This window comes from Curtobacterium pusillum (assembly GCF_013359865.1).
Classification (GTDB): Bacteria; Actinomycetota; Actinomycetes; order Actinomycetales; family Microbacteriaceae; genus Curtobacterium; species Curtobacterium pusillum.
Genome location: NZ_JABMCE010000083.1, coordinates 130,396 through 155,816, shown reverse-complemented (window position 1 = coordinate 155,816; position 25,421 = coordinate 130,396). Strand labels below are relative to the sequence as shown.

22 protein-coding genes are annotated in these 25,421 nt (G+C 71.5%); 9 read left to right on the top strand and 13 right to left on the bottom strand.

The window, feature by feature from the left end; all coding sequences use genetic code 11:
- Positions 1–127 precede the first annotated feature (127 nt).
- A complete protein-coding gene (locus HP507_RS13335; protein WP_333781361.1) occupies positions 128–1,585 on the bottom strand; it encodes an MFS transporter in 1,458 nt (485 codons plus the stop codon).
- A gap of 225 nt (positions 1,586–1,810) precedes the next feature.
- Between HP507_RS13335 and HP507_RS13330 the strand changes: the two genes are divergently transcribed.
- Entirely contained in the window at positions 1,811–3,196 is a 1,386-nt protein-coding gene (locus HP507_RS13330) for a MoxR family ATPase (protein WP_175352273.1), read from the top strand.
- The gene (locus HP507_RS13325) at positions 3,189–5,201 is read left to right on the top strand and encodes a vWA domain-containing protein (RefSeq protein WP_175352272.1); all 2,013 of its coding nucleotides are present in this window, start codon (positions 3,189–3,191) and stop codon (positions 5,199–5,201) included. Before HP507_RS13330 ends, HP507_RS13325 begins: the two co-directional genes overlap by 8 nt.
- 86 nt (positions 5,202–5,287) lie before the next feature.
- Here the strand turns inward: HP507_RS13325 and HP507_RS13320 are convergent, their stop codons facing one another.
- From HP507_RS13320 to HP507_RS13300, 5 genes are read right to left on the bottom strand one after another with little or no spacing between them, the layout of a single operon-like run.
- The gene (locus tag HP507_RS13320; protein WP_175352271.1) at positions 5,288–6,061 is read right to left on the bottom strand and encodes an SCO1664 family protein; all 774 of its coding nucleotides are present in this window, start codon (positions 6,059–6,061) and stop codon (positions 5,288–5,290) included.
- On the bottom strand, positions 6,058–6,585 hold the full coding sequence (locus HP507_RS13315; protein ID WP_175352270.1) for a DUF3090 domain-containing protein: 528 nt from the start codon (positions 6,583–6,585) through the stop codon (positions 6,058–6,060). The genes HP507_RS13320 and HP507_RS13315 overlap by 4 nt, the downstream gene beginning before the upstream one ends.
- A gap of 34 nt (positions 6,586–6,619) precedes the next feature.
- The gene (locus tag HP507_RS13310) at positions 6,620–7,339 is read right to left on the bottom strand and encodes an MSMEG_4193 family putative phosphomutase (protein WP_175352269.1); all 720 of its coding nucleotides are present in this window, start codon (positions 7,337–7,339) and stop codon (positions 6,620–6,622) included.
- A 10-nt stretch (positions 7,340–7,349) separates the two neighbouring features.
- A complete protein-coding gene (locus tag HP507_RS13305) occupies positions 7,350–8,108 on the bottom strand; it encodes an ABC transporter ATP-binding protein (RefSeq protein WP_175352268.1) in 759 nt (252 codons plus the stop codon).
- Positions 8,105–9,265: an FtsX-like permease family protein gene (locus HP507_RS13300; protein WP_175352294.1), complete on the bottom strand. Its 1,161-nt coding sequence runs from the start codon at positions 9,263–9,265 to the stop codon at positions 8,105–8,107. The genes HP507_RS13305 and HP507_RS13300 overlap by 4 nt, the downstream gene beginning before the upstream one ends.
- Before the next feature lie 149 nt (positions 9,266–9,414).
- On the opposite strand from HP507_RS13300, the gene HP507_RS13295 reads away from it, so the two are divergent.
- The 3 genes from HP507_RS13295 to HP507_RS13285 are packed head-to-tail and all read left to right on the top strand — an operon-like array spanning position 9,415 to position 12,453.
- Positions 9,415–10,584 (top strand): sensor histidine kinase, encoded by a 1,170-nt coding sequence (locus tag HP507_RS13295; RefSeq protein ID WP_175352267.1) that lies wholly within the window; start codon positions 9,415–9,417, stop codon positions 10,582–10,584.
- Positions 10,581–11,201, top strand: a complete 621-nt coding sequence (locus HP507_RS13290) for a response regulator (protein ID WP_175352266.1) — start codon at positions 10,581–10,583, stop codon at positions 11,199–11,201. Before HP507_RS13295 ends, HP507_RS13290 begins: the two co-directional genes overlap by 4 nt.
- Before the next feature lie 43 nt (positions 11,202–11,244).
- Entirely contained in the window at positions 11,245–12,453 is a 1,209-nt protein-coding gene (locus tag HP507_RS13285) for an MFS transporter (RefSeq protein WP_175352265.1), read from the top strand.
- A gap of 25 nt (positions 12,454–12,478) precedes the next feature.
- On the opposite strand, the gene HP507_RS13280 is transcribed toward HP507_RS13285, so the two are convergent.
- From HP507_RS13280 to HP507_RS13260, 5 genes are all read right to left on the bottom strand, one after another.
- Complete coding sequence (locus HP507_RS13280; RefSeq protein ID WP_254701105.1) at positions 12,479–12,934, bottom strand: luciferase domain-containing protein; 456 nt, start codon at positions 12,932–12,934, stop codon at positions 12,479–12,481.
- A 4-nt stretch (positions 12,935–12,938) separates the two neighbouring features.
- The gene (locus HP507_RS13275) at positions 12,939–13,550 is read right to left on the bottom strand and encodes a ScbR family autoregulator-binding transcription factor (RefSeq protein ID WP_175352264.1); all 612 of its coding nucleotides are present in this window, start codon (positions 13,548–13,550) and stop codon (positions 12,939–12,941) included.
- An 83-nt stretch (positions 13,551–13,633) separates the two neighbouring features.
- Entirely contained in the window at positions 13,634–15,007 is a 1,374-nt protein-coding gene (locus HP507_RS13270) for an ABC transporter substrate-binding protein (RefSeq protein WP_175352263.1), read from the bottom strand.
- A gap of 7 nt (positions 15,008–15,014) precedes the next feature.
- Positions 15,015–15,956, bottom strand: coding sequence for a carbohydrate ABC transporter permease (locus HP507_RS13265; RefSeq protein WP_175352262.1), 942 nt, complete (start codon positions 15,954–15,956; stop codon positions 15,015–15,017).
- Between the two features lie 16 nt (positions 15,957–15,972).
- Positions 15,973–16,941 carry a carbohydrate ABC transporter permease gene (locus HP507_RS13260; RefSeq protein ID WP_246328472.1) on the bottom strand — a complete coding sequence of 323 codons (969 nt, stop codon included), beginning with the start codon at positions 16,939–16,941 and terminating at the stop codon, positions 15,973–15,975.
- A gap of 199 nt (positions 16,942–17,140) precedes the next feature.
- Between HP507_RS13260 and HP507_RS13255 the strand changes: the two genes are divergently transcribed.
- Positions 17,141–18,373 carry a Gfo/Idh/MocA family protein gene (locus HP507_RS13255; RefSeq protein WP_376985303.1) on the top strand — a complete coding sequence of 411 codons (1,233 nt, stop codon included), beginning with the start codon at positions 17,141–17,143 and terminating at the stop codon, positions 18,371–18,373.
- 68 nt (positions 18,374–18,441) lie between these two features.
- The gene (locus tag HP507_RS13250; RefSeq protein WP_175352261.1) at positions 18,442–19,458 is read left to right on the top strand and encodes a LacI family DNA-binding transcriptional regulator; all 1,017 of its coding nucleotides are present in this window, start codon (positions 18,442–18,444) and stop codon (positions 19,456–19,458) included.
- Between the two features lie 109 nt (positions 19,459–19,567).
- Here HP507_RS13250 and HP507_RS13245 read toward each other — a convergent pair whose 3' ends face one another.
- Together HP507_RS13245 and HP507_RS13240 are read right to left on the bottom strand one after the other, a co-directional pair.
- A complete protein-coding gene (locus HP507_RS13245) occupies positions 19,568–22,099 on the bottom strand; it encodes a phosphoketolase family protein (protein ID WP_175352260.1) in 2,532 nt (843 codons plus the stop codon).
- Positions 22,096–22,926 carry a universal stress protein gene (locus HP507_RS13240; RefSeq protein ID WP_175352259.1) on the bottom strand — a complete coding sequence of 277 codons (831 nt, stop codon included), beginning with the start codon at positions 22,924–22,926 and terminating at the stop codon, positions 22,096–22,098. The genes HP507_RS13245 and HP507_RS13240 overlap by 4 nt, the downstream gene beginning before the upstream one ends.
- Before the next feature lie 133 nt (positions 22,927–23,059).
- On the opposite strand from HP507_RS13240, the gene HP507_RS13235 reads away from it, so the two are divergent.
- Together HP507_RS13235 and HP507_RS13230 are read left to right on the top strand one after the other, a co-directional pair.
- Entirely contained in the window at positions 23,060–24,754 is a 1,695-nt protein-coding gene (locus tag HP507_RS13235) for a sensor histidine kinase (protein WP_175352258.1), read from the top strand.
- A complete protein-coding gene (locus HP507_RS13230; RefSeq protein ID WP_175352257.1) occupies positions 24,751–25,365 on the top strand; it encodes a response regulator in 615 nt (204 codons plus the stop codon). Before HP507_RS13235 ends, HP507_RS13230 begins: the two co-directional genes overlap by 4 nt.
- The last annotated feature ends 56 nt before the right edge of the window (positions 25,366–25,421 follow it).

The window sequence follows — 25,421 nt, the reverse complement described above, 5'->3', positions numbered from 1 at the left end:
CACGCCGCCGCTTCCGGAGGTGGACGGACCGTGGACCGTGCGGGCTGCTGTCGCCCTGTGGAGGAGTGCCATGCGAGCACGATGACAGGCAGGAGACGGCCGCGCTAAACACTTCGTATACGGAATACTATTTCCGCGCCCGATCCGCTTCCTTGGTCAGGACGGAAAGCGGTTGGGTGACGTCCTCGAGCCCCTTGCGCGCGGCATCCACCCCGAAGATCAACGCCACGACGCCGCCGCCGATCATCACCGCCGACCCGAGCAGGTACCCCCAGAACAGCGGTTCCCGGGACGACCCGTCACCGATGAACGCGCCGTAGATCGCCGGAGCGATCGCCCCGAAGATCTGCGCGAGGGCGAAGAAGTACGAGATCGCCTGCGACCGCAGTTCGAGCGGGAAGATCTCGCTGACCGTGAGGTACGCACTGGAGGCGCCGGCAGAGGCGAAGAAGAAGGACACGCACCAGAACACGACCTGCACGCCGGCGCTGATCGCATCGGCGCGGAACAGGAACGCGGAGGTCGCGAGCACGATCCCGGAGACCAGGTACGTGGAGAAGATCATCTGCCGACGACCCCAGGTGTCGAAGAGGCGCCCGAGGATGAGGGGTCCGAGCAGGTTGCCGATCGCGAACGGGAAGAAGTAGATCGATGTCTGCGCGGTCTTCAGTCCGAAGAAGTTCGTGAGCACGAGTGCATAGGTGAAGAAGATCGCGTTGTAGAGGAACGCCTGCGTGATCATCATCGTCGCGCCGACGAGGGTACGGGTCGGGTACTGCCGGAACAGCACGCGCACGATGGTCAGGAAGCCGACGCGGTCGAGCGGCGTCACCGTCATCGCCTTGGAGTCATCGACGTCCGGCAGACGCGAGCCGGTCGACCTCTCCACCGCTTCCTCGATCGAGGAGACCGTGGCCTCGGCTTCCTCCTCGCGCCCGTGCGTCATCAGCCACCGCGGACTCTCCGGGATGTGCCGCCGCAGGAAGATGATCACGATGCCGAGCACCGGGCCCAGGAAGAACCCGATGCGCCATCCGATGTCCTCGGCGAAGTACGCCGTGTCGAGCAGGTAGATGTTGGCGAAGGCGCCGAGCGCCGCGCCGCCCCAGTAGGTGCCGTTGATCGCGATGTCGACGTGCCCGCGGTACTTCGACGGGATGAGCTCGTCGATCGCGGAGTTGATCGCCGCGTACTCACCGCCGATGCCGAGCCCCGCGACGAACCGGAAGGCCGCCAGGAACCAGAAGTCCTGGGCGAGGCCCGCGATGCCGGAGCCGATCAGGTAGATCGCCAGCGTGAGGATGAAGAGCTTCCGTCGGCCCAACCGGTCGGACATGCGCCCGAACACCAGCGCGCCGATGACCTGCCCGAACAGGTAGATCGTCCCGAGCGACGCCACCTGCTGCGTGGACAGGTCGAGGTCGGCCTGGAACCCGGCGTTCGAGACGATCTGGATCTCGAGCCCGTCGAGGACCCACGAGACCCCGAGGCCCACCACCACGCTCCAGTGGAACTTCGTCCACGGCAGTCTGTCCATCCTGGCGGGGACCAGGCTCTTGATCGCCCCGTTCGTCGCACTGCTCACGAAAGGGGACCGTACGCCGACGACCCCGCGACGGTTCCCGGCCGGAACGAGCGATCCGGGCGCGGAGCCGGATCCCCCTAGACCGATCCGGCTCCGACGCCGGGACCCCAATCATTGCAATTGCTATGAAAACCCACAAGCGGACTGGAGGCGCGGGTCGGGAGCGCGCCGCGCCTCCAGTCCGCCCCCTGGTCGCGTCCACAGCACGGGCGTACCCTCGAAGAGGTGACCCGACCTGCCATCAGAACGGTCGGCGAGCTCCGCGCCTCTGGTCACGTCCAGAAGTCGGTCCGCGCCGAGATCCGCGACAACCTCCTCCGCGCCCTCCGCGAGGGCCGCGACCCGTGGCCCGGCCTCCACGGCTTCGCCACCACCGTCGTCCCCCAGCTCGAACGCGCCCTCATCGCGGGCCACGACGTCGTCCTGCTCGGCGAACGCGGGCAGGGCAAGACCCGCCTGCTCCGCACCCTGCAGGGCCTGCTCGACGAGTGGACGCCGGTGATCGCCGGTTCCGAACTCGGCGAGCACCCGTACGAACCGATCACGACCGCGAGCATCCGACGTGCCGAGGACCTCGGTGACGCGATGCCGATCGACTGGCGGCACCGCGACGACCGCTACGTCGAGAAGCTCGCGACGCCGGACACGAGCGTCGCGGACCTCATCGGCGACGTCGACCCGATGAAGGTCGCCGAGGGTCGGAGCCTCGGCGACCCCGAGACCATCCACTTCGGACTCGTCCCGCGGGGCCACCGCGGCATCGTCGCCATCAACGAGCTGCCGGACCTCGCCGAACGCATCCAGGTCGCGATGCTCAACGTGATGGAGGAACGCGACGTCCAGATCCGCGGCTACGTGCTGCGCCTGCCGCTCGACGTCCTCGTGGTCGCCAGCGCGAACCCGGAGGACTACACGAACCGCGGCCGGATCATCACGCCGCTGAAGGACCGGTTCGGGGCCGAGATCCGCACCCACTACCCGATCGAGCTCGAGGACGAGATCGCCGTCATCCGCCAGGAGGCGCAGCTCGCCGCCGACGTGCCGGGTGCGCTCATCGAGATCCTCGCCAGGTTCACCAGGGCGCTGCGCGCATCGAGTGCCGTCGACCAGCGCAGCGGCGTCAGCGCCCGCTTCGCGATCGCCGGCGCCGAGACGGTCTCCGCCGCGGCCGTGCACCGTGCGGCTCGGCAGGGCGAGGAGCACGCGGTCGCGCGCCCGATCGACCTCGAGACGGCGGTCGACGTGCTCGGCGGCAAGATCGAGTTCGAGAACGGTGAGGAGGACCGCGCCGACGAGGTGCTCGAGCACCTGCTCCGGACGGCCACTGCCGAGACGGTGCGCTCCCGGTTCCGCGGGCTCGACTTCGCCGTCCTGGTCGAGGCGCTCGACGGCGGCACGATGGTGACCACCGGCGAGCAGGTCAGCGCCCGGGCCTTCCTCGAGGGACTGCCCTCGATCGGGGAGTCCGACCTCTACGACCAGGTCTGCGACCGGCTCGGGGCGACCGACGACGGCGAGCGTGCCGGCGCGATCGAGCTCGCACTCGAAGGGCTCTACCTGGCTCGGCGGATCAGCAAGGAGTCCGGCGGGGGCGAAGCCGTCTATGGCTAGGCAGAACCGGCGGCTCTCGCGCGACGCCCGGTACGGCAGGTACGAGGACGGCCCGGATCCCCTCGCTCCCCCGGTCGACCTGTCCGAGGCGCTCGACGCGATCGGCGAGGACGTCATGGGCGGGACCTCTCCCGAGCGGGCGATCCGGGAGTTCCTCCGCCGCGGAGGACGAGACCAGCGCGGCCTCGACGACCTCGCTCGCCGCGTGGCCGAACGTCGCCGGGAGCTCACGAGCCGCAACAACCTCGACGGCACCCTGCAGCAGGTCAAGCAGCTGCTCGACGAGGCCGTGCTCGCCGAACGCGGCCAGCTGGCCCGCGACACCGACCTCGACGACGGCGATCGCGCCCTCGCCGAGATGCAGCTCGACAGCCTGTCCCCCTCGCCGGCGTCCGCGGTGCAGGAGCTCAGCGGCTACGACTGGAAGAGCCCCACCGCCCGGCAGAAGTACGAGGAGATCAAGGACCTGCTCGGCCGGGAGATGCTCGACCAGCGCTTCGCGGGCATGAAGCAGGCGCTCGAGGGCGCCACCGACGCGGACCGTGCCGCCGTCGGCGAGATGATGCGCGACCTCAACGCCCTGCTCGAGGCGCATCGGGCCGGTTCGGACACGCAAGAGCAGTTCGATGCGTTCATGGCGAAGCACGGCGAGTACTTCCCGTCGAACCCGCAGAACGTCGAGGAACTGCTCGACGACCTCGCCGCGAGGGCGGCGGCGGCGCAGCGGATGCGGAACTCGATGACCGAGGAGCAGCGGGACGAGCTCGACGCCTTGGCCCAGCAGGCGTTCGGCTCCCCGGACCTGATGGGACAGCTGGCGCAGCTCGACGGCAACCTCCGATCGCTCCGGCCCGGCGAGGACTGGGGCGGCTCCGAGCGGATGGAGGGCGACCAGGGGCTCGGTCTCGGCGACGGGACCGGCGTCTTCCAGGACATCGCCGACCTCGACGCCCTCGCTGACCAGATCGCCCAGTCCGGCCCGGGCTCCGACCTCGACGACCTCGACCTGGACGCACTCGCCCGCCAGCTCGGCGCCGAGGCGGCGGTCGACGCGCGGACGCTGCAGCAGCTCGAGAAGGCGCTCCGGAACTCTGGGGCGATGCGTCGCGGAGCCGACGGACAGCTGCGGCTCACCCCGAAGGCGATGCGGCAGCTCGGCAAGAGCCTGCTCAAGGACGTCGCGCAGCGGATGTCCGGCCGGCAGGGCGCCCGGGACCTCCGACGGTCCGGCGCTGCCGGTGAGCCCTCCGGGTCGACGCGGCAGTGGCAGTACGGCGACACCGAGCCGTGGGACGTCACCCGGTCGATCACGAACGCCCTCACGCGCACCGCGGCGTCGGGACGGATGGGCCCGGGCGTGCGGCTCGAGATCGACGACGTCGAGGTCCAGGAGACCGAGGCGCGGACGCAGGCCTGCGTGGCGCTGCTCGTCGACACCTCGTTCTCGATGGCGATGGAGGACCGCTGGGTCCCGATGAAACGCACCGCCCTCGCGCTCCACACCCTCGTGTCGACCCGGTTCCGCGGCGACGACCTGCAGCTCATCGCCTTCGGCCGCGAGGCCGAGGTGATGGACATCGAGCAGCTCGTCGGCCTCGACGCCATGTGGGACAAGGGCACGAACCTGCACCACGCGCTGCTGCTCGCCAACCGGCACTTCCGGAAGCACCCGACCGCGCAGCCGGTGCTGCTCATCGTCACCGACGGCGAGCCCACGTCGCACCTCGAGCCGAACGGGCAGGTGTGGTTCGGCTACCCGCCGGACCCGGTGACGATCGCGCTGTCCGTCCGCGAGCTCGAGAACGCCGGCCGGCTCGGTGCGCAGACGACGTTCTTCCGGCTCGGCGACGACCCGGGGCTCGCACGGTTCGTGGACGCGATGGCGAAGCGGGTCGACGGAACCGTGGTCGCTCCGGAGAACGACGACCTCGGTGTCGCGGTCGTCGGCTCCTACCTCGGGTCGCGCCGCGGCACCACGCTGTTCCGGGACGACTGGTCCCTCTGACCGTCCCCGCAGGGCTGTACCGCTGCGAGAAACCGCCGAGGTTGCGTTTTGCGGGGGGCGGGCGGGAGGACGGGGCGGGCGGGGCGTCAGAACAGGGGCCAGGGGACCGCCGGGCCGTGGCCGGGTGGCGGTGGGAACACGCCGACCGCGCGGAGCGCCGCCACCCGCGCGCGCAGGGTGTCGAGCTCGGCGACGGTGAGGTGCTCGTCGAGCGCCTCCGCGAGGTCCCCGTGCAGCGCCTCCGCCACCCGGTCGAGGCCCTCGAGTTCGTCCGGGTCGAGCGGTTCGCCGATCCACCCCCACAGGACGGTGCGGAGCTTGTGCTCGACGTGGAAGGTCAGGCCGTGGTCGACGCCGAAACGGTGTCCGTCCGGCATCGCGAGCACGTGCCCGCCCTTGCGGTCGGCGTTGTTCACGACGACGTCGAAGACCGCCATCCGCCGGAGCGCCGCCGTGTCCTCGTGCACGAGCGTCACGGGCCGGTCCTGCTCGTCGATCGCCTCGAGCACGGGGAGCCAGGGCGACGGCCCCGTCCCGTCGACTGTGGACTCGGCGTCCTCGGTCGGGACGAGGTCCACCGCGTCCTGCTCGAGGTCGATCTCCTGCCACCGCTGGATCATCCCGCGACCGAACGGCCCCTCGCCCATCCACGTCGGCGGCACGACGTCCCAGCCGAACGCTTCGGACACCAGGTACGCCGAGACCTCGCGATCGGCGAGGGTGCCGTCCGGGAAGTCCCACAGCGGCCGCTCGCCCTCGATCGGCTTGTAGACGACGGCCTCACCGTCGAGGTCGGCCAGGAAGGTGGCGTTCGAGGCTTCACGGATGCGTGCCCGGATGGACAGCGATCCGTCGCTCATGCGGCTCCGGGCGGACGGCCGGCGGCCACGATCTCCCGTGTCCGCTCGACGAACGCGCGTGCCGTCCCGACGGGGATCTTCACCTGGAACAGCTCGGCGGGCTCGGGGATCTCGACGACGGCCTCGATCTCCTCGCCGTCGTCGCTCGTCTCCGCGACGATCTCGAGCTCGTCGTCGATCGGGTACGCCTCGATCACGACCTGCGCGGTCGCGGGGTCGAACCCGAGGCTCAGGGCGCCGGCGCGGAACTCGGCCTCGACCGGCTGGTCGAGGGGGGCACCGTCGCGGAGTTCGGCCGGGGCGGACGGCGGGACGCTGAAGCGGTTGTCCTCGACCGTGGCGACCTCGTCGAGGAGCTCGTCGAGCTTGTCCGCGAGGACGGCTGACTGCTCCTTCTCGAGTGCGACGCTCGTCACGCGGCGGCCGTCCCGCGCCTGGAGGTAGAAGGACCGCTCGCCCGGGCGACCGACGGTCCCGACGACGAGACGGTCGGGCCAGTCGAAGCCGTGCACGATGGTGGGCATACCCCGCATTGTAGGAGCGGCGGGCGACACTCGTTCAGGCTCCGGCAGTACCCGTCTCGGTCGCGTCGTCGTGGCCCGCACCGCCGCCGACCGCTGCGTCCCCGGACGGCGCGGGAACGGCGGCGAGCCAGGCCAGGTCGCCGGACTCGGTGTTCGACGCGACGACCTCGGGACGGTGCTCGCCGTAGCGCACGATGGACACCGACGCCGGTCCGACCGCGATGCGCTGGAACAGGTCGAGGTGCATGCCGAGGGCGTCGGCGAGGACGGACTTGATCACGTCGCCGTGGCTCACCGCCACCCAGACGGCGGCCGGACCGTGCGCGGCCTCGACCTCCGCGTCGAAGCGCCGGACGGCCGCGACCGCGCGGGACTGCATGCCCTGCATGGACTCGCCGCCGGGGAACACGACCGCGCTCGGGTTCGCCTGGACGGTGCGCCAGAGGGGCTCCTTCGCGAGGTCGGCGAGCGTGCGGCCCTGCCAGTCGCCGTAGTCGCACTCGGTGATCGCCCGCTCGATGCGGGTCTCCGGGGTGCCCGTCTGTCGGTCGAGCAGCGCTCGGGAGGTCTGCCGGCACCGCTCGAGGGGGCTCGACACGACGGCCGCCAGGGGGACGGCGGCGATGCGTTCGGCCGTGCGGGCGACCTGCCGACGGCCGACGGCGTCGAGCGCGACCCCTGCCGTCCGCCCGGCGAGCACGCCGGTCGCGTTCGCGGTGGTGCGCCCGTGCCGGACGAGGAGGACGGTCGCCATGTTCCCGATCCTAGGCCGCAGTGGCGGACCTCCCCGGGACGTGCGCGTCCGCGGTCGTCGCGGGAGCCGCCACGACCCGGCCGTCGACCACGGTCACCAGCTCGTCGAGGGCGTCGCGGTGCACCATGTCGTGCGTCACGAGCATCGTCGCCGTGCCGCGCTCGTGCGTCAGCCGCGCGATGAGGCCCATGATCGCCGCACCCCGCTCCTGGTCGAGCGCGCTCGTCGGCTCGTCGACGAGCAGCACGTCCGGTTCGTGCACGAGCGCCCGGGCGATCGCGACGCGCTGCCGCTGGCCGCCGGACAGCTGCGCCGGACGCTTGTCGGCGTGTGCGGACAGGCCGACGGCGTCGAGCAGTTCGTCGACGCGGTCGCGCACCGGTGCGGTCCTGCGCCGGGACCGGCCGCCGCCGAGGTGCGCCATGACGAGCACCTGCTCGCGGGCGGTGAGCGACGGCAGCAGGTTCGACTGCTGGAACACGATGCCGATCCGTTCCCGCCGGAGCGCGGTGGCGGCGTCCCGCGAGAGCGCGGCGGCGTCCACCATGTCGGCACCGGCACCCGCACCCGCGCGGCCGATCAGCACCCGTCCGGAATCGGGCCGGATGAGCGTCGCCGCGACCGCCAGGATCGAGGACTTGCCGGAGCCCGACGGCCCGGTGATGCCCGTGACCTCGCCGGCGTGGGCGGTCAGCGACACGTGGTCGACGGCGGTGGTGCGCCGGTCGCCGTCCGGGAAGGTGAGGGTGACGTCGTCGAGGGTGATCATCGGTTGCTCCCGAGTGCGGTGAGGGGGTCGGCTGCGGTGACGGCGCGGAGCGCGACGACGGCTCCGGCGAGTCCGAGGGCGGCCATCGCCACCGCGGGTACGAGGGTGGTGAGGGGGCTCATCAGGAACGGCAGCGCCCCGCCGGCGAGCGCTCCGAGTCCGACGACGGCCGCGGTGCCGACGCCGATCCCGACGACCAGCACGACCAGCGCCTGGCCGAGGGCGTCGCGGACGAGCGAGGCGGTGCTCGCGCCGAGGGCCTTGAGGACGGCGACGTCACCGGCGCGCTGCATCGTCCACACCGTGAAGAACGCGCCGACGACGAGGGCGGAGACGCCGAACAGCATCGCGATCATCAGGGCCAGGGACCCGACCTCGGACTTGAACGTCTCGAGCGCCGTGAGCGAACCGAGGTGGGATGCGGCGGACGTGCCGGTGGCGGCGGCGACGGCGTCCCAGTCCGGGGAACCGCTCACCGCCAGGACCGTCGGCGTCCCGTCACCACCGAGTCGGCGGTCGGCCTCCGACCAGGCGCCCGGCGTCATCGCGAGCACCGGCGTGTGGCTGTACCAGGCGTCCCCGCCGACCGAGGCGACCCGGTAGGTGCTGCCCGTGATCGTGACGCGGTCGCCGACGTCGACACCGAGGTCGGACGCGGCGGCGTGCGACAGGCCGACCTCGTCGTCGCGCGCCGGAGCGAGCGCCGCGACCGGGCCCGACCCCGAGCCGGACCCGGAACCCGAACTCGAACCCGAACCGGACGAACCGGCACCGGCACCGGCAGCAGGCAGCCCGAACAGCGCCACCCCGACGGCCGCCCCGTCGCCCGCTGCCGAGTCCGCGGCCGAGGCGGCGGCCGTCGCGCGTCCCTGCACGATGCCCACCGGGACCACCTCGTCGACGCCGGCCGCCGTCTGCCAGCCGACCCGCGCCTCCCGGCCGATGACCGACTCGCCGAACGACGGCTGCCCGCTCGACGGCTGCTGCAGGACCAGTCGGTCCCCCGGCAGGTCCAGCACGGCGGAGACGTTCTGGGCGGCGAGCCCGCCGGTGAGTCCCGCGAGGAACCCGACGAGCAGGGTGATGAGCGCCACGACGGAGCCGATGAGCACGAAGCGTCCGCGGGCGAACCGGAGATCGCGCCAGGCGACGAACACGGTGGTCCCTTCCCGGGTCACGGACCCTCCGCGACCACGACCACCAGCCTCGTCAGCCCCGCCCTGCGGGACATCGCCGACGGGGTTGGTCCTCCGATCGAACTTTCGGTTGATCCGCGGCCGTTCGGTGCTCCGTACGCTGGGAGGTCATGGCGCACAGCACGCTCACCCCGGTCTTCGTCGGTCTCCGGACCGGCCTGCACGTGCTGTTCGCCGCGCTCCTCGGCCTCGTCGTCGTCCGCATCGTCGTGGTCGGCGCGCCGGGCTCGTGGGTGCAGCTCGTGCTGGCGGTCGTCTTCGCGGGCGTGTACGTGCTCGGAGCGGTCGTCGCCCGGGCGGCCGAGTCCCGCCGCGCGCTCGCCGGGGCTGCGTGGGTCGTCGCGCTGACCCTCGTGTGGATCGCCCTGCTCGTGCTCGTGCCGGAAGCCGCTTACCTCGTCTTCCCGCTCTTCTTCCTGTACCTGCACGTCTTCCCCCGCTCGGTCGGTCCGGTCGCCGTGGTCGTCGCGACCCTCGTCGCGGTCGTCGCGCTCGGCCTGCACGGCGGCTTCACGGTGGGCGGCGTCGTCGGCCCGCTCGTCGGCGCGGGTGTCGCACTGCTCATCGGGCTCGGGTACCGGGCGCTGGCGCGCGAGGCCGTCGAGCGCGAGGCACTCGTCGCCGAGCTCCTCGCCACCCGCGACCGGCTCGCCGCCACCGAGCACGAGCAGGGCGTCCTCGCCGAACGGGCCCGGCTCGCCCGCGAGATCCACGACACCGTCGCGCAGGGACTGTCGAGCATCCAGATGCTCCTGCACGCCGCGGAGCGCGCCGACGGAGACCGCCCCGGCCTCGAGCACATCCGGCTCGCGCGGGAGACCGCGGCCGACGGTCTCGCCGACACCCGTCGCTTCATCCGCGAGCTCACGCCGCCGTCGCTCGACCAGGGTCTCGCCGCGGCACTCCGCCGGCTCGCCGAGCAGCAGTGGTCGCGCGACGGGCTGACCGTGACGGTCGACGTGCCCGAGGTCGCCCTGCCGATGGACGTCCAGACGGCGCTGCTGCGCATCGCCCAGGGCGCCGTCGCGAACGTGGTGCAGCACGCGCACGCCGCCGACGTCCGGCTGTCGCTCACCGTCGACGGCCGGGAGGCGCGACTGACGGTCGGGGACGACGGCGTCGGTTTCGACCCGGTCACCGCTCGGGAGCGGGCGGGGGCGTCCGACTCGTTCGGGTTGCGTGCCATCGAGGACCGCGTCGCCCAGTTCGGCGGACGGCTCGAGATCGACTCGGCCCCCGGCCGCGGCACCACCCTCGTCGCCGTTCTGGAGGTGTCGTGATCCGGATCCTCATCGCCGACGACCACCCGGTGGTCCGGGCCGGGCTCCGCGCGCTCCTCGACGGGAACGACGGCATCGCGGTCGTCGGTGAGGCATCGACCCCGGACGAGGCGGTCGCCCTCGCCGCGGAGCGCTCCCCGGAGGTCGTCCTGATGGACCTGCAGTTCGGGCCGGACGCCACCGGTGCCGACGCGACCCGGCGCATCCGGGCGCTCGACGCCCCGCCGTACGTGCTCGTGCTGACGAACTACGACTCCGACGGGGACATCCTCGGTGCCGTCGAGGCGGGCGCGAGCGGGTACCTGCTCAAGGACGCGCCGCCGCACGAGCTCCTCGCCGCCGCCCGTGCCGCGGCCTCGGGGCAGAGTGCCCTGGCTCCGGCGATCGCGGGGCGGCTGATGGCCCGGATGCGGTCTCCGCAGGTGAGTCTGTCCGCGCGGGAGATCGAGGTGCTGCGGCTCGTCGCCGAGGGGGCGTCGAACGGGGAGGTCGCGGCGCGCCTGCACATCAGCGACGCCACGGTGAAGTCGCACCTCGTCCACGTGTTCTCGAAGCTCGGGGTGTCCTCACGCACCGCAGCGGTGTCCGAGGCGCGGGCACTCGGGATGCTGCGCTGAGCCGGGCCTTGACGTCTCGTGGTTGCAACGTTCTGATGGACCCATGATCGGGCGCCACCGCGCGGCACTCTTCGCCACGTCGACGATGACCGGGTTCGGGATCGCGTCGTGGATCACCCGCACACCCGCGGTCCGTGACGAGCTCGGAGCCTCGATCGAGGGGATGGGCGTCGTCCTGCTCGGCCTGTCGATCGGTTCGATGATCGGCATCCTCGCGGCGGGCGTCCTCGTGCGGCGGCTCGGCACCCGGCCGCTCATCGTGCTCGGCGGTGCGCTCCCCGTCACCGGCATGCTCCTCGTCGCCCTGCTCGCCCCCGCGCAGCTCGCGGTCGGGGTCTGGGCGGGTCTGTTCCTCATCGGGTTCGGGTCCGGTGTCGCCGAGATCGGCCTCAACGTCGAGGCCGCGGCGGTCGAACGGCAGCTCTCCCGGCCGGTCGTGCCGGTGCTGCACGCCTGCTTCAGTCTCGGCACGGTCCTCGGTGGCGCGGCCGGCATCGCCCTCACCGCCGTCCGCACCCCGGTGCTCGTGCACCTGCTCGTCGCCACCGTCGTGATGGCTGCGCTCGCGGCGTTCGCCGCCGGGAACCTCCGGCCGGTCCCCCGCGCCGACCCCGCGCCGTCCGCAGCCACCGCGCCCGCGCCTCGGCTCGGTGCCGTGCTCACCGTGCAGGTGCTGCTCATCGCCGCGATCACCCTCGCGATGGCGTTCGCCGAGGGGGCGGCCAGTGACTGGCTGCCCCTCCTGATGACGAACGACCACGGCGCACCGGAGGCCGTCGGTTCCCTCGTCTTCACCGGGTTCGCGCTCGCGATGTTCATCGGGCGATCGGCCGGCACACCGCTCGTGGCACGGTTCGGACGCGCCCGGGTGATCCGGGTGTGCGCCGCCGTCGGGGCGGTCGGCGTCCTGCTCGTCGTCGTGTCGCCGGACCCCGTGCTCACCGCGGCCGCAGCCGGTGTGTGGGGTCTCGGGATCGCCCTCGGGTTCCCGCTCGCCGTCTCCGCCGCAGGCGACCACCCGACCGACGGCGACCGGCGGGTGTCCGTCGTGGCGACCGCGGGCTACGTCGCGTTCCTCGCCGGACCGCCGGCGCTCGGGTTCCTCGGCGAGCACCTCGGCCTGCAGCCGGCGATGCTCGTCCCCGCGGCGCTCCTCGTCATCGCTCTGCTCGCCGCTCCGGCCACCCGCACCCGCGCCCAGTCCGACGTGCCGGGCCGGACGCTCCCCACCGCGGCACCGGCACCGGACTGATCCGTCCGGCGCCGTACCTGCTCGATCACTCCCGCGCGAAGGCCAGGCTCTCCTCGACGATGCCGAGCACCACCGCGAGCTCCGCCTCGTCGCGCGGCCCGTAGACCATGAACTCCGTGCCGAAGTCCGCGTAGCCGTGCGGCTCGGCCCACCCGAGGTCCGTCAGTTCCCGCCCCCGAGCCTCGGGCAGGACGAGGTGCGTGCTGGTGTCCTGCACGCCGTGCAGGTGCACGGGTTCGAGCCGTCGGCCGGGCGCGAGGGAGCGCTCGGGCGCCGACTCGACCTCGCGGTCGGTCAGGAACACCGCGCGCGAACTCGCCGGCGACACCTGGCTGTGGCCCTCGACGACGTCCGGGAGCGCGAACACCTCCGCGATCATACGACCCCACAGTTCCGGCGGCGCGATCTGGTCGACCTGCCGGTGCGGACCGTCGGTCGAGGTCGTCGGCGCGGACCCGGTTCGTGCTGGTGTCTCCCCCATGAGGTCAGTCTGTCGCACCGAACTCCTCGTCCGCCACGGCGAGGAGGCGGGACCGGTGCCGCGGGTCGGCGATGCCCGAGAACAGCACGTGCCACATCGTGGCGAGCGCCGGGTACAGGTCGGCCCGGCCCGTTCGGACGTCCGACACGAGCTGCACCCAGGTGAAGTAGGGCACGACCGTCGCGCCGAGCTGCTCCGCGGACAGGTCGGTCCGGAGTTCGCCGCTGGCGATGGCGAGCCGGAACACGTCGACGATGCCGGCGATCCACTGCTCGTAGAAGCTCGCCGTGGCCGGCGCGAACTCACCGCGCTCCAGCGACAGTCGGATGCCCGCGCGGACGATCGGATCGGTCCGGAGCAGATCGGCGATGCGCTTGGACGCGCCGACGAGCGCCGACGCCGGCGAGGTGTCGGTGTGGCTCACGACGTCGAAGGTGCGGACGTTCTGCTCGTCGATGACGGCGAGCGCCATCGCGAGCTTGGTCGGGAAGTGGAAGTGCAGCGCGCCCTGCGAGACGCCGGCGGTGCGGGCGATGCCCGCGATCGTCGCGGCGGCGAAGCCGGCGCGGTCGAACTCCTCCGCCGCGGCCGCCAGGATCAGCTCACGTCGTTGCACCGGTCCAGTCTCCCGGACCGGAGGCGCGGTGCAGGCCGGCACCGCGCCTCCAGTCCGAGGGGTGGGAACGCGAGCCGACCCGGCTAGGTGAGCGCCAGCAGGTTGTTCACCTGCTGGTTGACGCCGGTCAGGGTCGTGATCGACTTGCCGTTGGCGTACACGTCGTCGAAGGCGGGCTGGAGCAGCGCCTGCACGTCGGCGGGGTTGCGTGTCACCGGGAACAGGAAGGTGGTCTTCTCCTCCACCTGCCGGGTGAACGCGGTGACGTCGAGGCCGCGCTTGCGGAACGACGCGACCGCGGCCTCGGTACCAGCGGGGCGCGCCGGGAAGACGATGCCGGCCTTCCCGACGATCCGCTGCGCGGTGTCGCTGCCGAGGAACGCCACCCACTTCGCGGCGGCCTCGGGGTCCTTCGCCTGCTTCGTGATCGAGTCGCCCAGGCCGTTGAACATCGACGCGCGGTGTCCGACGGGTCCGACCGGTGTCGGAGCGACGGCGATGTCGAGGTCCTCCATGCCGAGGTACGTGCCGATCATCCACGAGCCGTTGAACGACAGCGCGCACTTGCCGGCCCCGAGCTGCACGTCGGGCCCGGTCGTCGTGGAGAACACTCCGTACTTCGCCATGTAGCCCTTGTCGGCGAGCCGGTAGTACCAGGCGAGGGCGTCCTGCACCACCTTCTCGTCGTAGCGGAACTTGTCGCCCCAGGGGTTCTCGTTCGTGTAGAACCAGTCGATCGACCCGGTGAACGGCGACCACTGCGTCTGCCCGAAGCCGTCACCACCGGACCCGTTCGACGAGATCCCGTACACGGCGACGTCGTGCTTGTCGAACCCGGGCTCGTCCCCCCGGCGGCCCTTCGAGTCGACGGTGAGGTGCGCGAGCATGCGCTCGAAGGAGCCGCCGTCGTCGGGGTTCCACTCGAGGTCGGCGAGCTCGGCGTCCGACACCCCGGCCTTCGCCATCGCCTTGCGGTCGTAGAACATCGCGATCGTGTCCCAGTCCTTCGGCGACCCGTAGCGGTGACCGTCCTTGCCCTTCCAGAGCTCGGCGAGTCCGGACTGGTAGTCGTCGTCGCGGATGCCCTTCGTGGCGTCGAGTTCGTCCAGCTTGTAGAGCACGTCGAGGTCGGCGTACTGCGGGAACTTCGTCAGGTGGTCGGTGAAGACGTCGGGGGCGGTGCCGGCGATGAACCCGGCGGTGAGCTTCGTCCAGTAGTCGTTCCAGCCGAGCTGGGTGATCTTGACGGTGATGTCGGGGTTCTCCCGGTGGAACGCGTCGGCGACGGCCTGGTAGGCGGGCAGCTGGTTGGAGTCCCAGAGCCAGTAGCTGACCGTCCGGGTCCCGCTCTTCGAGGCGGTGCCACGCCCCGGCGACGAGCAGGCGGCGAGCGCACCGAGGGCGAGGGCGGATGCACCGCCGGCGAACAGCGCGCGGCGGGTGAGTTCGTTCGTCATGTCAGTCCTACTTGATGCCGGAGAAGCCGATGGAGTTGACGATGCGCTTGGCGAAGAGGCCGAACAGCACGATCATCGGGAGCGCCGCCACGAGGGTCGCGGCCATGAGCCCCGACCAGTCGGTGCCGGACTGCGGGCTCTGCGACTTGAAGACGCCGAGTGCGACGGTGAGCACCCGCGAGCTGTCGGTGTACGACACCATGAGCGGCCAGAAGTAGTCGTTCCAGCTCGTGATGTACGTCAGCACCGCGAGGGTGGCGATCGGCGCGGCGGCCATCGGCAGGACCAGGCGGAAGAAGACCCGCACCTTGCCGGCGCCGTCGATGAGGGCGGCCTCCTCGACCTCCTTCGAGATGCCGAGGAAGAACTGCCGGAGGAAGAACACCGCGAACGGGGTCATCAGCATCGTCGGCAGGGCGATGCCGAGCACGTTGTCGACGAGTCCGAGCTCCTTGATGAGGGCGAAGTTCGGCAGCAGCGTGAAGATCGCGGGGACCATTAGGCCGGCGAGGAACACCGCGAAGACCCTGTCACGGCCGGGCCAGCGCAGACGGGCGAAGGCGTAGGCGGCCGCCGCGGAGAAGAACACCTGCCCGACGGTGACGAGGGTGGAGACGATCACGGAGTTGAGCAGGTACCGCCAGAAGTCGATCGCGGCGCCGGAGCCGCCCTGCGCGAGGGCCTCCTTCGTGGACTGCAGCCCGAAGACCCGCTCGAACCCGCCGAGGCTCCAGCCCACCGGCAGCAGCGAGGTCGGATCGGAGTTGATCGCGCCGTTCGACGACAGGGCGGTCCGGAGGATCCAGTAGAACGGGAACAGCGTGACGACGATGACGGCGATCATCGCGATCCAGGCGAGGACGCGGCCGATCGAGGGACGACGTCGGTGGGCGGCGCCCGGGCGGGGCGGACGCTCGGTGGTGACGGAACGGGTGAGGGTCGTGGTCATGATCTGGACGCTCCGTTCAGTCCAGGTCCGACTCGCCCGAGCGGGTGAGGCGGTACTGGATGATCGTGATGATGCTGAGGACGATGAGGAGCGCGACCGACACGGCCGACGCGTAGCCGAACTGGAACCGGCCGAAGGCCAGGTTGTAGATGTAGTTCTGCACGACGTTCGTGGCGTTCGCGGGTCCGCCCTGCGTGGTCACGGCGACGGTGTCGAACACCTGGAACGACCCGATGACGGTGATAATCAGGACCAGGGACAGGATCGGTCGGAGCAGCGGCACCGTGATCCGCCAGAACATCTTCAACTCGCTCGCCCCGTCGATGCGCCCGGCCTCGTAGACCGTCTCGGGCAGGGACTGCAGTCCCGCGAAGATGAGCAGTGCCGTGTAGCCGACGTGGCGCCAGACGTTGATGAGCGCGATCGAGGGGATGCCCCACACGTCGCTCTGCAGGAACGGGATGCGATCGAGCCCGAGGGCGGCGAGCAGCTCGTTCCCGATGCCGAGCTGCGTGTCGAGGATCCACAGCCAGACCAGCGCCGCGACGACGTTCGAGACGAGGTACGGCGCGAGGACGATGCCGCGCACGAAGGTCGACTTCGTCAGGCGGTGCATCATCACGGCGATGAAGAGCGCCACGACGGTCTGGATGACGATGTTGATGAGGACGTACTCGACGGTGACGACCATCGAGTGCCAGAAGATCGAGTCCTGCGCGAGCCGCACGTAGTTCTGCAGCCCCGTGAACTCCGGTGGGGTGAGCAGGTTGTACGAGGTGAAGCTCAGGTAGATGCCCCGGACGGTCGGCCACGCCAGGAACACGGCGAAGCCGACCGCTGCCGGCGCGATGAAGACCAGTGCCAGCCACAGGTCGTTCCGGGGGCGACGCCTCGGGGAGGTCGTACGGGCACGGGCGAGGGTGGCTTCCCTGCTCCGTGGGCGGGTGGTCGTCAAGGGTGACGACACAGGGCTCTCGGTGGCCATCGCGACTCCTTCGTCTGCGGTGGACTGACGTGCAGCAGTCCGTGAGCCGGGAATCTACACGTGGGGACAACGCGTTGCAAGAGGCTTTTCAGCCGCGGTAATTCGAGGTTGTCACGAGTAGACAATCGTGTCAGGATGACCCTCGATCGCATCGGAGCGACCTGCTCGGCGACGCATCCCACACCTGGAAAGGTCACTGATGATCTCTGTCGGAATGGTCGGCGCCGGCCAGTTCGCCCCCCAGTTCGCCAAGCTGTTCAAGCTGCACCCCGACGTCGACCGCGTCTACGTCACGGACCTCGTCGACGACCGCGCTTCCGAGCTCGTCGAGGCGCAGCACCTGGACGGCACGTTCGCCGACTTCGACGCCGTGCTGGCCTCGGACGTCGACGCCGTCGCGATCTTCACGCAGCGATGGACGCACGGCCCCCTCGTCGTCAAGGCGCTCCGGGCCGGCAAGCACGTCTACTCGGCCGTGCCGATGGCGATCTCCGTCGAGGAGATCCAGGCCATCATCGAGGCCGTCCGCGAGACCGGGCTCACCTACATGATGGGCGAGACGAGCTACTACAACCCGGCGACGGTGTTCGCCCGGTCCAAGGTCGCGGAAGGCGCCTTCGGCCGCGTGTTCTACGCCGAGGGCGACTACGTCCACGACATGGACCTCGGCTTCTACGCCGCGTACCAGTTCAGCGGCGGCGAGCAGTGGAAGCAGACCGCGAGCTACCCGCCCATGCTCTACCCGACGCACTCGGTCGGCGGGGTCCTCGGCGCGATCCCCGGCCACGCCGTCAGCGTCAGCTGCATCGGCGTGAAGGACGACCGCGGCGACGGCGTGTTCGACAGGGACGTCAGCCAGTTCGACAACGACTTCTCGAACGCCAGCGCCCTGTTCGAGCTCGACAACGGCGGCGTCATGCGCATCAACGAGATGCGTCGTGTCGGCTACCCGTCGCACATCCGCGAGTCCCGCTTCCGGTACTTCGGCACCGAGGCGAGCTTCGAACAGCTCGCCCGGGTCAGCGTCTGGCAGGACAAGGAGGACGTGCACGACATCAGCGAGCAGATCAACACGCAGGCGACGATGTCGCTCGACGACCCGCGCCTCGCCGACGTCGACCCGTCCCTCCGCGACGCGTTCGTGTCCGGCTACGCCGCCGTGCACGACACCTCGCGCCTGCCCGCCGAGTACGCCGGGGTCCCGACCGGGCACGAGGGCAGCCACCAGTTCCTCGCCGACGACTTCGTGCGCGCCGTCGTCGACCGGACCCTGCCGCCGGTGAACGCCTGGACCGCCGCTCGGTTCACCCTGCCGGGGATCATCGCGCACCAGTCGGCGCTGCAGGACGGCGCTCGCCTGGACATCCCGGACTTCGGCGACGCCCCCGAGGCGGCCGCCACGGCCGCCTCGTCTAGGATCGCCAGCGAGTAGGAAGTGCCGTTCGGGTGTCGTCCCCGTGTCACGGGGGACGACACCCGAACCCGTCGAAGGTGGCAATCGTGAGCAACCCGTCCAGCCCCAGGGCGGTCACCCGCGCCGACGTCGCCCGGTACGCGGGCGTGAGCACCTCCGTCGTCAGCTACGTCGTGCACGACGGTCCCCGCCCGGTCGCGTCCGCCACCGCCGCTCGGGTCCGCGACGCCATCCGGGTCCTCGGCTACCGGCCGAACGCGAGCGCACAGGCGCTCCGCACGGGGTCGTCGAAGATGCTCGGGTTCGTCGTCCCCGAACTCGACAACCCGTTCTGGTCCGAGGTCGCGGACGCGGTCGGACACGCCGCCGGCGCACGCGGCTACGACGTCCTCATGTCGAGCAGCCACGGCGACGCCGCACTCGAGCGCGACCGGATGCGGAGCGTGTCCGCGCGCCAGGTGGACGGGCTCATCGTCGCCAGCGTCATGACCCGGCCCGACCTGTCCACCCTCGTCGACCCCGGTCTCCCGATGGTGCTGCTCAACACGTTCTTCGAGGTGCCGGAGTTCGCGAGCACCGGCGTGGACGCCCTCCGTGGAGCGCACGAGGGCACGACGCACCTCGTCTCACACGGCTACCGCTCGATCGGCCTCGTCATCGGTCACGCCGGCTCCGACATGGACCTCCGCGAGCAGGGGTGGCAGAACGCGCTCCGCGACGGCGGCGTGCAGGACGGTCCGATCGTGCGCACGGACTTCTCCCGCGCGGGCGGGTACGCCGCCGGACTGCGGATGTTCGGCGCTCCGAACCGTCCCCGAGCCGTCTTCGTCAGCTCCGACATGCAGGCCGTCGGCGTGCTCCGCGCGCTCTACGAACTCGGCCTCTCCGTGCCCTCCGACGTCGCCATCGTGTCGTTCGACGGCACCGCCGAGGCCGACTTCACGAACCCGCAGCTCAGCACGGTCCGGCAGCCGGTGGCCGCGATGGCCGCCGCGGCCGTCGACCGCGTCCTGAGCCAGGAGGCCGACGGCCAGTGGCACCGCGACCTCGTGCCCGCGGAGCTGGTGCTCGGTGCGAGTTGCGGATGCGACGTGCGTCGCTGACGTTCCCGCACTCGACCTGGAGGCGCGGGTCGGCCCCGCCACGATGCTGGCCGTGGGCGGTCGCGGACGCGGCGGCGTCGCCGGTCCGCACCGGACGGCACCGCTGCCCTCACTCGTTGTCCCCGCCGGTGGTCGCACTCGGCGAGAGCGCCGTGCCGACGTTCGCCGAGCGCACCGCGTCGGCCTCGTGCGCCGTGCCCGCGGCGTCCCGGCCGGTCCAGGTCCAGTCCGCGACCTCGGGGATGTCCTCGCCGTGCTCCCGGGTGTACGCCCGGGCGGTGACGCGCTTGTCCTGCATGCGCTGACGGAGGCCGGCGAACCGCGAGCCGAGCCCCGGGACCCGGTCGAGCACGTCGATGACCAGGTGGTACCGGTCCATGTCGTTGAGCATCACCATGTCGAACGGCGTCGTCGTGGTGCCCTCCTCGGTGTACCCGCGCACGTGCAGGTTCGGGTGGCCGTGCCTGCGGTACGCGAGCCGGTGGATCAGCCACGGGTACCCGTGGTACGCGAACACGATCGGCTTGTCGGTGGTGAACACCGCGTCGAACTCCGCATCGGACAGGCCGTGCGGGTGCTCCCCCTCGGACACGAGCCGCATGAGGTCGACCACGTTGACGACGCGCACCCGCAGCTCCGGGACCTCCTCGCGGAGGATCGACACCGCGGCGAGGGTCTCGAGCGTCGGGACGTCGCCCGCGCACGCCATGACGACGTCGGGCTCCTCTCCGGGCGCCTCGTTCCCCGCCCAGGCGAAGATGCCGAGGCCGCGGGTCATGTGGGCGATCGCCTCGTCCATCCCGAGCCAGTTGAAGGTCGGCTGCTTCCCCGCCACGACGACGTTGACGTAGTCCACCGAGCGGAGGCAGTGGTCGTAGGTGGACAGCAGGGTGTTCGCGTCGAACGGCAGGTACACGCGCACGACGTCGGGCTTCTTGTTGACGACGTGGTCGATGAAGCCGGGGTCCTGGTGGGACAGGCCGTTGTGGTCCTGTCGCCAGACGTGCGACGACAGCAGGTAGTTCAGGGAGGCGACGGGGCGGCGCCACGGGATCGTCTTGCTCACCTTCAGCCACTTCGCGTGCTGGTTGAGCATCGAGTCGACGATGTGGATGAACGCCTCGTAACTGGTGAAGACGCCGTGCCGGCCGGTGAGGAGGTACCCCTCGAGCCATCCCTGGCACTGGTGCTCGCTGAGCATCTCCATGACACGCCCGGCCCGCGCGAGGTGCTCGTCGGAGGGGACGATCTCGGCGTCCCACTGCTTGTCCGTGACGTCGAGGACCGCGCCGAGCCGGTTCGATGCGGTCTCGTCGGGACCGAAGATCCGGAAGTTCGTCGGGTTCCGCCGCACCACCTCGGCGAGCCATCCACCGAGCACGCGGGTGGATTCACTGACGGAGCCGCCGTTGGTGGGCACCTCGACCGCGTGGTCCCGGAAGTCCGGCAGGACCAGGTCCCGTTTCAGCAGGCCGCCGTTCGCCACCGGGTTCGCGCTCATCCGGCAGTCGCCCTCGGGTGCGAGCGCCGTGGCGAGCGGGACCGGGGCACCCCGGTCGTCGAAGAGCTCCTCGGGACGGTAGGAGCGGAGCCAGCCCTCGAGGACGTGCAGGTGCTCGTCGGTGTCGCGGGCGCTCGCGAGCGGCACCTGGTGCGCACGCCAGTTCCCCTCGGCCGGCTTGCCGTCGATCTCGCGCGGGCACGTCCAGCCCTTCGGGGTGCGCATGATGATCATCGGCCAGGCCGGGCGTTCCCGCAGGGTGCCGGCGGCCGCAGCCGCCTTGATGTCCGCGATCTGGTCGAGGACCGCGTCGAGGGTCTCTGCCATCCGTCGGTGCACGGCGCGTGGGTCCTCGCCGTCGAACCCGCCGGAGACGACGTACGGCGTGTGCCCGTAGCCGCGCATCAGGTCGAGCAGTTCCTCCTCGGGGATGCGGGCGAGCACGGTCGGGTTCGCGATCTTGTAGCCGTTGAGGTGCAGGATCGGCAGGACCACGCCGTCGTGCAGCGGGTCGATGAACTTGTTCGAGTGCCAGCTCGTGGCGAGCGGCCCGGTCTCCGCCTCGCCGTCACCGACGACCGCGGCGACCAGCAGGTCGGGGTTGTCGAACGCGGCACCGTAGGCGTGCGAGAGCGCGTAGCCGAGTTCGCCGCCCTCGTGGAAGGACCCCGGCGTCTCGGGCGCCGCGTGGCTCGGGATCCCACCGGGGAACGAGAACTGCCGGAAGAGCTTCCTGATGCCGTCCTCGTCCCGTGTGATGCCCGGGTACACCTCGCTGTACGTGCCGTCGAGGTACGCGTTCGCGACCATGCCCGGCCCGCCGTGGCCCGGACCCGTGACGAAGACCGTGTCGAGGTCGCGTTCGCCGATCGCCCGGTTGAGGTGGGCGTAGACGAAGTTCAGCCCGGGGGTCGTCCCCCAGTGCCCGAGCAGGCGCGGCTTCACGTCCTCGCGACGCAGCGGACGGCGCAGCAACGGGTTGTCGAGCAGGTAGATCTGCCCGACCGAGAGGTAGTTCGCCGTCCGCCACCAGGTGTCGAGCCGGTCGAGTGCGCGCTCGTCGACCTCCCGGCCGCTGCCCCGCCGGAAGGCGGTCTGACGCTCACTGGTCTCGGGGTCGCTGGTCGTCGTGTCGGTCATGCCGTCTCCTTCGCGGTTCGGGGTGGTGCGGGGTGGTCCTGGCCGCCGGTCCGCGTGACGAGGACCGGGGCGGTGAGGTTGATGAGGACGTCGTGGAGGACGGTGCTGAGGTGACCGGCCGACAGCCGCCGGGGGTGCGGAGCGCCGATGACGAGGAGGGCGTGGCCGAGTGCTGCGTCGAGCAGGGCCGGCGCGACCTCGCGGCTCGTCGACCGACACGAGACGCGGAGCGCGGGGTTCGCCTCCTGCAACCGCCTGGCGGCGTCGACGAGCACGTCCGAGCCGTCCTGGCGGCCGCCGCTCTCCCCGGCCCGGAGCAGCACGAGCTCGTCGCCGCGGACGTCCGCCTCGGCCGCCGCCGCCGCGCAGACGGCAGCCACGTGTGCGCCCGGGGCCACTCCGGCCACGACCCCGCGCCGGAAGCGCAGGTCGGTGTCCGGCACCACGACCACGGCGCACGTCGCGCCGGCGGCGAGGGACAGCCCGGTCGTGCCGAGGGCCCGGCCGTGCAGGTGGCCGGTCTTGTGGGTGCCGACGACCAGGACGTCCGTCGGGTCCACGATGCCGAGGAGCGCCGTGACGACGTCGCCGTCCAACGTGACGGAACCGATCGCAAGGTCCGGATGACGACTCCTGGCACCGGCGCCGGCACTGGTCGTGCGGTCGTCCGGGGCGTCGTCCGTCACGCCGGGTCCGGGAGCGACGCCCGGTCGGACGTGGGCGAGCAGCACGTGTCCGCCGTTCGCCGACGCCCGGCGGAGCGCCCACTCGAGCGCGCGTCGGCTCGGGCCCGAGTCGTCGTACCCGACGATGTACCGCTGTGTCATCCGTCGTCCTTCCCGTACCGATCGTCCGGCGCGACGACCGGGAGCAGAAGAGACCAAGGTCCCGCGCGGACGGGCGGACACCGCCGCACGGTGCGGGCCGCCGTACGCTGGGGGCAGGACGAGGAGGGAACCCGTGCCGCACGACCAGGAACGTCTCGACTTCCCCAATGCGCCGCGCACTGCTCTCGAGCGCTCGATCAGCGAACTCGTGGACCGCGCGCAGGAGGTGCTCGCCACCCAGGGACGGCTGCGCGGGTTGCTCCGGGCCAACCGGCTGGTGGTCGACGAACTCGACCTCCCCACCGTCCTGCGCCGGATCGTCGATGCCGGCGTCGAACTGGTCGGTGCCCGGTACGGCGCGATGGGGGTCCTCGCACCCGACGGCTCGCTCGAGCAGTTCGTCCACGTCGGGATGTCCGACGCCGAGGTCGCCGCGATCGGTGACCTGCCGCACGGCCGAGGCCTGCTCGGCGCGATCCTCACGACCGAACGCCCGGTCCGGGTCGCGGACATCGCCTCGGCTCCGGACTCGGTCGGGTTCCCGCCGCACCACCCGCCGATGGGCGCCTTCCTCGGGGTGCCGATCCGCGTCCGGGACGAACTCTTCGGGAACCTCTACCTGACGAGGGACGACGACCGCCCCTTCAGCGAGGAGGACGAAGAACTCGTCGTGTCGCTGGCCGCCACCGCCGGTGCCGCGATCGACCACGCCCGGCTCTACGACGAGTCCCGTCGTCGGCAGGAGTGGTCCGCGGCACTCGCCGACGTCACGACGGCGCTGCTCTCGTCCGACGCGCCCGACGGGCTCGGGATCGTCGTCGACCGGGTGGCGCCGCTGGCCGACGCCGACTTCGCGTGCATCCTCGTGCCGGACGGCGCATCGCTGCGGGTCGACGGGGCGAGGGGCCTCGGGGCGGACACCGCCACGACCACGATCGCGCACCCGTCCGGGTCGATCGCAGCCCGTTCGCTCGAGAGCGGCAACGTGACGACCGGTGACCTCGGCGAGGAGGACCCGACCTGGCCGGAGCACCTCCGCTGGGCCGCCGCCGTGCCGTTCTCGGCCACGGAGGGCCCGTTCGGCACGCTCCTGCTCGCCCGTCGCACCGGTCGCGCGCGGTTCGACGACGTCGAGCTCGACCTCGCCGCCGAGTTCGCCGCCCAGGCGAGCGTCGCCATCGCGCTGGCCCGCGGACGGCACGACCGGCAGGAGCTTCAGCGGATCGAGGACCGGAGCCGCATCGCCCGCGACCTGCACGACCACGTCATCCAGCGTCTGTTCGCCGCGGGCCTCACCCTGCAGGGTCTGGAACCGGCCGTGCCGACCGCGCTGCGCCAGGACCTCGCCGACCAGATCGAGGCCATCGACACCGCGATCGCCGAGATCAGGACGGCGGTGTTCGCGCTCAACAGCCGGCCGCGGGACACGAGGACGACGATCCGCCACCGCGTGCTCGACATCGTCTCCGAGGTGGCGCCGATGCTCCCGGCACCGCCGAGCGTCACCTTCGGCGGTGCCGTCGACGTGCTCGTGCCGGACGAGCTCGGTGACGACATCGTCGCGGTCGTGCGCGAGTCGCTGACGAACGTCGGACGACACGCAGCCGCCACGACCGCCGACGTCCGGCTCGTGATCGACGACGGACACGTCACCGTCCGCGTGGACGACGACGGTCGAGGGCTCCGGGACCGGGGGCGCCCGAGCGGCACGGCGAACCTGGCGGCACGGGCCGCGGCGCGAGGCGGTCACTACGCGCTCGACGGTCGTGACGGCGGCGGCACGAGCATGACCTGGCGCGTACCGCTCACGGCGGAGCAGGCGGCATGACGCTCCGGGTGTTCCTCGTCGACGACCACGAACTCGTCCGGCAGGGCGTCGCGCGCGTCCTGGACGCCCAACCCGACATCGAGGTGGTCGGTGAGGCCGAGTCCCTCGCCCGCGCCGTGCCCCGGATCACCGCGACCCGTCCGGACGTCGCCGTCCTCGACGTGCGGCTCCCCGACGGCAGCGGGATCGACCTCTGCCGGACGGTCCGGTCCGCCCGCCCCGAGCTCGCGTGCCTGATGCTGACCGCTTACGACGACGACGAGGCGATGCGGTCCGCGGTGCTCGCCGGGGCGATCGGGTACGTGCTCAAGGACATCCGCGGGAACAACCTGGTCGACGCGGTCCGACGAGCCGCCACCGGATCGTCGCTGTTCCCGGCCGAGGCCACGCGGCGGATCCGCTCCACCATCGCACCCGTCGACGATGCGGGACTGACGCTGCGCGAGACGCAGATCCTCGACCTCATCGTCGACGGACTCACGAACCGTCAGATCGGCGAACGGCTCCACATCGCGGAGAAGACCGTGAAGAACAACGTCACGGTCCTCCTCGGCAAACTGCACCTCGAGCGTCGCACCCAGGCTGCGGTGTACGGAGCGCGCCGGTCCTGACCCGGCGACGGATCCGGGACCAAGGGCCCTCCCTCCACCGCACGACCGCCGCCATC